General features: G+C 41.9%; 3 protein-coding genes. All 3 read left to right on the top strand.

Annotated features, from left to right (window positions below; translation table 11 throughout):
- Positions 1–85: 85 nt before the first annotated feature.
- Complete coding sequence (locus BA70_RS18855; protein WP_034325282.1) at positions 86–277, top strand: hypothetical protein; 192 nt, start codon at positions 86–88, stop codon at positions 275–277.
- A 14-nt stretch (positions 278–291) separates the two neighbouring features.
- Complete coding sequence (locus tag BA70_RS18850) at positions 292–795, top strand: sigma factor-like helix-turn-helix DNA-binding protein (protein ID WP_034325280.1); 504 nt, start codon at positions 292–294, stop codon at positions 793–795.
- Positions 785–996: ArpU family phage packaging/lysis transcriptional regulator (locus tag BA70_RS18845; RefSeq protein ID WP_034325278.1), on the top strand; the 212-nt coding region annotated here is incomplete at its 3' end. The genes BA70_RS18850 and BA70_RS18845, both read left to right, overlap by 11 nt.

The raw sequence follows: 996 nt of genomic DNA, 5'->3' as shown, positions 1-996 counted from the left end.
GAAAGGACGATGAACGGTGATAATAACATCAAAGCGCTGTGTGATTGGTGTCCCTTTTTTTATTTTCAGAAAAGGAGAAACCAAAATGAAAACGTTGAGAGCAGCTTTTATAAAAGCGGGTTATAAATCTATGTCAACAAAAAGAACTGACGTTCCTAAGAACAAATGTACTCGAAATCACACGCAGGAGCTTTCAGAAAAAGAAATAAGAGAGCTTATGGGTGTTTACCGCCCAACATATAAAAGAGGGCGTGGCGGGGCATTTAAAAGCAAATAAAAGGGGGTGGTATTTTGAAAGATTTAATCAAGGAATATAAAGCAGCGTTAGAAGAAACTAAAAGAAATTTGACAGCATCTACAGACGAAGGAGAAAAGAAAACGTACCGCTCAATGATCTATGACTTAGAATATGCGGTCGAGTGGATGGAAACAGAAAGAGAACCAGGGGCAAGGCGTGACGTGGATCGCCGTTCCTATTATCAACGTACAATACTTGCTGAAAACGGGTTGCTTGACGCCTTATCTTCAAAATATCATGTTCCCCAACCCGATCCATTTGCACTAAATGAAAATGAACTAGATTTACTCGATTATGTCTTGTCTACGCTGACGCAGAAGGAGAAAGAGATATTCATAACCGTTGTTGGTCACAATGTATCTTTCAGCAGATGCGCCGCACTTCATGGGATAGCGAAAGGCTCGGTTCAAAAACATATAGAGAGAGCAAGGAAAAAGATAGCCCAGAAGGTAGAGGAATTGAGAGCGGGAGAAAGGGGATATGCTGATGTTGGGTGAACCGCCTGTAATAGATAAAAAAGAAACGAGAAAAAGAGTTGAAAGGATTCTCGACAACTACCGCTTATATCTTCTTCAAGTCCCGGACGATATGCTGCCGAAGATAACAGGAGGATTCAGCATAGTGCCGCCCGCTACTACCAACGCTTTCCGTTCGTCCACTGAAAGCACAGCCATTAAACGTATTGAATGGGAGCAGAA

Origin of the sequence: Bacillus zhangzhouensis, from assembly GCF_000715205.1 — a bacterium.
Classification (GTDB): Bacteria; Bacillota; Bacilli; order Bacillales; family Bacillaceae; genus Bacillus; species Bacillus zhangzhouensis.
The sequence above is the reverse complement of the archived record's forward strand: the minus strand, read 5'-3'. Positions and strand labels throughout refer to the sequence as shown.